General features: G+C 52.6%; 2 rRNA genes. Both read right to left on the bottom strand.

Annotated elements, in window-relative coordinates:
* Positions 1–60: 60 nt before the first annotated feature.
* Positions 61–3,138, bottom strand: a 23S ribosomal RNA gene (locus tag ABRP87_RS11080).
* A 517-nt stretch (positions 3,139–3,655) separates the two neighbouring features.
* Positions 3,656–5,174 (bottom strand): 16S ribosomal RNA (locus tag ABRP87_RS11075).
* Together the 16S and 23S rRNA genes form the textbook arrangement of a ribosomal RNA operon.
* Positions 5,175–5,551 lie beyond the last annotated feature (377 nt).

The raw sequence follows: 5,551 nt of genomic DNA, 5'->3' as shown, positions 1-5,551 counted from the left end.
CTTCACAAGTCCACCCAACAATCCAACCTCAAACCACATAGTGTTTTGGGGGTTGTTGTGGTGTGTTTGTCTTGGTCAATTAGTACCAGTAGCCTTCACACCTTACAGTGCTTCCAAGTCTGGCCTATCTACCCCATAGTCTTTAGGGGACCTCAAAAGAAACCTCATCTTAAAACAGGCTTCCCGCTTAGATGCTTTCAGCGGTTATCCCTCCCGTACGTAGCCAACCAGCACTACCCCTGGCGGGATAACTGGCACACTAGAGGTACGTCCGTCCCGGTCCTCTCGTACTAGGGACAGCCTTCTTCAAGTTTCAACGCGCGCGGCGGATAGAGACCGAACTGTCTCACGACGTTCTGAACCCAGCTCGCGTGCCGCTTTAATGGGCGAACAGCCCAACCCTTGGGACCTACTCCAGCCCCAGGATGCGACGAGCCGACATCGAGGTGCCAAACCATCCCGTCGATATGGACTCTTGGGGAAGATCAGCCTGTTATCCCCGGGGTACCTTTTATCCGTTGAGCGACACCACATCCACAAGTAGGTGCCGGATCACTAGTCCCGACTTTCGTCCCTGCTCGACATGTCTGTCTCACAGTCAAGCTCCCTTGTGCACTTACACTCACCACCTGATTGCCAACCAGGCTGAGGGAACCTTTGGGCGCCTCCGTTACATTTTGGGAGGCAACCGCCCCAGTTAAACTACCCACCAGGCACTGTCCCCAACCCAGATCATGGGCCAAGGTTAGATGCTCAATCCGATCAGAGTGGTATTTCAACAACGACTCCACCACCACTAGCGTGATGATTTCACAGTCTCCCACCTATCCTACACAAACCGAACCAAACACCAATACCAAGCTATAGTGAAGGTCCCGGGGTCTTTTCGTCCTGCCGCGCGTAACGAGCATCTTTACTCGTAATGCAATTTCACCGGGCCTGTGGTCGAGACAGCAGAGAAGTCGTTACGCCATTCGTGCAGGTCGGAACTTACCCGACAAGGAATTTCGCTACCTTAGGATGGTTATAGTTACCACCGCCGTTTACTGGGGCTTAAATTCTCAGCTTCGCAACCACAAAGGTTACTAACCGGTCCTCTTAACCTTCCAGCACCGGGCAGGCGTCAGTCCATATACATCAACTTAACGTCTTCGCATGGACCTGTGTTTTTGATAAACAGTCGCTTCCCTCTATTCTCTGCGACCCCACAACACTCCAACCGCACAGGGTCTTCACGTCACAGGGCCCCCCTTCTCCCGAAGTTACGGGGGCATTTTGCCGAATTCCTTAACCACAGTTCACCCGAACGCCTTAGTATCTTCAACCTGACCACCTGTGTCGGTTTAGGGTACGGGCCATACACACACTCGCTAGAGGCTTTTCTCGACAGTACAGGATCACCACCATCAACCCCAATGGGTCTACGCATCACGCCTCAACCACATGCGTGGCGGATTTACCTACCACACGGCCTACACGCTTACACCACCAATCCAATAAGTGGCGCGGCTACCTCACTGCGTCACCCCATCACTTGAACCACACATCAGGCCCCACGACATCAACACCACCAACACTCAAAGAGCATAAAGTAGCGTATCCGCAGTGGTTAGTATCAGTGCTTCATCATGGGCGCACATGTACGGGTACCAGAATATCAACTGGTTATCCATCGACTACGCCTGTCGGCCTCGCCTTAGGTCCCGACTCACCCTGGGAAGACGAACTTGACCCAGGAACCCTTAGTCATCCGGCGGTAAGGATTCTCACCTTACAATTCGTTACTCATGCCTGCATTCTCACTCGCACACAGTCCACGCCTCCTCACGGTAACGCTTCCACCCATGCACGACGCTCCCCTACCCAAACAACAAAAAAATGCTGCTTGCCGCGGCTTCGGCGGTGTACTTGAGCCCCACTACATTGTCGGCGCAGAACCACTCGACCAGTGAGCTATTACGCACTCTTTCAAGGATGGCTGCTTCTAAGCCAACCTCCTGGCTGTCTTCGCGATCCCACATCCTTTTCCACTTAGTACACCCTTAGGGGCCTTAACCGGCGATCTGGGCTGTTTCCCTCTCGACTATGAAGCTTATCCCCCACAGTCTCACTGCCGCACAACACAATTGATGGCATTCGGAGTTTGGCTGACATTGCTAAGATTGTAGTCCCGCTCAACCAACCAGTCGCTCTACCTCCACCAAGCTCATACGACGCTGCACCTAAATGCATTTCGGGGAGAACCAGCTATCACGGAGTTTGATTGGCCTTTCACCCCTACCCACAGCTCATCCCCGCAGTTTTCAACCTACGTGGGTTCGCGCCTCCACAACCTCTTACAGCTGCTTCACACTGGCCATGGGTAGATCACCCCGCTTCGGGTCCAGGACATGCCACTTACCACCCCATTAGGATTCGGTTTCCCTACGGCTACCCCACACGGGTTAACCTCGCGACATGCCGCTGACTCGCAGGCTCATTCTTCAAAAGGCACGCCATCACACAATAAACAGTGCTCTGACGGATTGTAAGCACATGGTTTCAGGAACTATTTCACTCCCCTCCCGGGGTACTTTTCACCATTCCCTCACGGTACTATCCACTATCGGTCACACTGAGTATTTAGGCTTACCGGGTGGTCCCGGCAGATTCACAACAGATTCCACGAGCCCGTTGCTACTCGGGAACCCAACAACCCCCACATCATCATCTTCAGCTACAGGACTCTCACCTACTCCGGTAGATCATTCCAAACCACTTCACCTAACAACAATGCAAAAAGGGCGTGCCACTGGTAGATGACACACAGCTAGGCCCCACAACACCGCACACACAACCCCTACCAGGTATCACATGCACACGGTTTAGCCTCATCCACGTTCGTTCGCCACTACTAGCAGAATCATTATTATTTTCTCCTCCTACGGGTACTGAGATGTTTCACTTCCCCGCGTAACCCCCACAACAGCTATGAATTCACTGAAGGGTAACCCCACATAACCAGGGCCAGGTTTCCCCATTCGGACATCCTCGGATCAACGCTTTATTGACAACTCCCCGAGGCTTAACGCAGCCTTACACGTCCTTCATCGGCTCAGCATGCCAAGGCATCCACCATGCGCCCGAAATAACGAACACACCAACCACCACACACAAACCACACAACCAACAAAAAGGTCACGCAGCCCACATGCAGCAGCAACAAGTGAACTTGACAAAATAAACAAAAAGAAAAATCACATCACACACATGAAACACCACCCACACACAAGCAGATGGCATCATGCAGATGCTCGCGTCCACTATACAGTTCTCACACAACACCCTGAACCAGCAACAAACACCACCACGACGGTGACGCCCATCAACCAGTCAGGCACACAAAAAAGGGGATAATGCCCCAGACACCCAACAATGCACCAACAACTTATTCACAACATTATATTTTGTATACATGGACACTTTTACGCATGTCACAAAGCACTGTCTCAACACTTGAGCCTGCTGATTAAGGTGTATGTCCTACCCGGAATTTCCATAACACGGTGGCAGCAGAACACTCGCCTACTCAACCACCAACCCACCATCAAACACAGCGGGCAACCCACAACGGTGGGCCATGGCTGCAACTGCAGCCCAAATAAAAGCTCCCTAGAAAGGAGGTGATCCACCCGCACCTTCCGGTACGGGTACCTTGTTACGACTTCGTCCCAATCGCCGATCCCACCTTCGACGGCTCCCTAACACGTTTAGGCCACCGGCTTCGGGTGTTACCAACTTTCATGACGTGACGGGCGGTGTGTACAAGGCCCGGGAACGTATTCACCGCAGCATTGCTGATCTGCGATTACTAGCGACTCCGACTTCATGGGGTCGAGTTGCAGACCCCAATCCGAACTAAGGCCGGCTTTCAGCGATTCGCTCCACCTCACAGTGTCGCAGCGCGTTGTACCGACCATTGTAGCATGTGTGAAGCCCTGGACATAAGGGGCATGATGATTTGACGTCATCCCCACCTTCCTCCGAGTTAACCCCGGCAGTCTCTCATGAGTCCCCAACCAAATGCTGGCAACATAAGACAAGGGTTGCGCTCGTTGCGGGACTTAACCCAACATCTCACGACACGAGCTGACGACAACCATGCACCACCTGTACACCAACCACAAAGGGAAACTACATCTCTGCAGCGATCTGGTGTATGTCAAGCCCAGGTAAGGTTCTTCGCGTTGCATCGAATTAATCCACATGCTCCGCCGCTTGTGCGGGCCCCCGTCAATTCCTTTGAGTTTTAGCCTTGCGGCCGTACTCCCCAGGCGGGGCGCTTAATGCGTTAGCTACGGCACGAAAGTCGTAGAAAGACCCTCACACCTAGCGCCCACCGTTTACGGCATGGACTACCAGGGTATCTAATCCTGTTCGCTACCCATGCTTTCGCTCCTCAGCGTCAGTAACTGCCCAGTAACCTGCCTTCGCCATCGGTGTTCCTCCTGATATCTGCGCATTTCACCGCTACACCAGGAATTCCAGTTACCCCTACAGCACTCAAGTTATGCCCGTATCGCCTGCACGCCCGGAGTTAAGCCCCAGAATTTCACAGACGACGCGACAAACCACCTACGAGCCCTTTACGCCCAGTAATTCCGGACAACGCTCGCACCCTACGTATTACCGCGGCTGCTGGCACGTAGTTAGCCGGTGCTTCTTATCTAGGTACCGTCACAACAAAGCTTCGTCCCTAGCGAAAGGAGTTTACAACCCGAAGGCCTTCATCCCCCACGCGGCGTCGCTGCATCAGGCTTGCGCCCATTGTGCAATATTCCCCACTGCTGCCTCCCGTAGGAGTCTGGGCCGTATCTCAGTCCCAATGTGGCCGTACACCCTCTCAGGCCGGCTACCCGTCGCCGCCTTGGTAGGCCATTACCCCACCAACAAGCTGATAGGCCGCGAGCTCATCCTACACCGAAAAAACTTTCCACCACACACACTAAAGTGCGGTCCTATCCGGTATTAGACCCAGTTTCCCAAGCTTATCCCGAAGTGCAGGGCAGATCACCCACGTGTTACTCACCCGTTCGCCACTCGAGTACCCTGCAAGCAGGGCCTTTCCGTTCGACTTGCATGTGTTAAGCACGCCGCCAGCGTTCGTCCTGAGCCAGGATCAAACTCTCCACAAAAAGAAAAATTTCAGAACAAAAAATTCCAAAATAGGCCGTGAAAAGCCCAAACCTAACCAAAAGAACAAACCACCACACACCCACAAAAGCAGGCCCATGCTGGCGTCCAAAAATTACTACAAAGAAAAAATCACTGCCTCCCCAACCCGACGGGGCAAAAAAGGGAAGACAAAAAGTTGAACACAATCACATGCCAACCAATCCATCAATGCAGCCGAAACACTAAACAGTATTCAAAAAGATGCGTATTCCAACACCTTACCGGCACACACCAACCAACAAACCAACTTTAAGCTTGCTGGCCAACAGACCAATCAACACACAACCATGCACACAAAAATAAAAAATAAGTACATTGGCACACTATTGAGTTCTCA

This window comes from Corynebacterium sp. KPL2830 (assembly GCF_040225635.1).
Classification (GTDB): Bacteria; Actinomycetota; Actinomycetes; order Mycobacteriales; family Mycobacteriaceae; genus Corynebacterium.
This window is presented reverse-complemented; position numbering and strand designations above follow the sequence as displayed.